Annotated in this window: 1 protein-coding gene; it reads right to left on the bottom strand. The window is 41.1% G+C overall.

All coding sequences use genetic code 11. The features are described 5' to 3' along the window. Window positions 1–216: hypothetical protein (locus tag RMT89_RS44825; protein WP_315889498.1), on the bottom strand; the 216-nt coding region annotated here is incomplete at its 3' end. Between the last annotated feature and the right edge of the window lie 30 nt (window positions 217–246).

The raw sequence follows: 246 nt of genomic DNA, 5'->3' as shown, positions 1-246 counted from the left end.
ACTGACATTAATCATCTCCTTCGCCTTGATGGCCTGATAAATAGCTTCACACATTACATCCACTCCAATCCCATCAATAATCACATAATCATCTGTGCCAGGGATGTTACAGCTAACATGATCAATAGCATTGAAGATGCTGATCTGCTCCCTACTGGCAGTATCGAATAGCTCATGTTCTTCATATTCATCAGTCCATGTGGTCTTATTGCCCAAGAACATTCGATCATACATCATTGCTGCAAC

The sequence above is a fragment of the Streptomyces sp. P17 genome, from assembly GCF_032436805.1.
Taxonomy (GTDB): domain Bacteria; phylum Actinomycetota; class Actinomycetes; order Streptomycetales; family Streptomycetaceae; genus Streptomyces.
The sequence above is the reverse complement of the archived record's forward strand: the minus strand, read 5'-3'. Positions and strand labels throughout refer to the sequence as shown.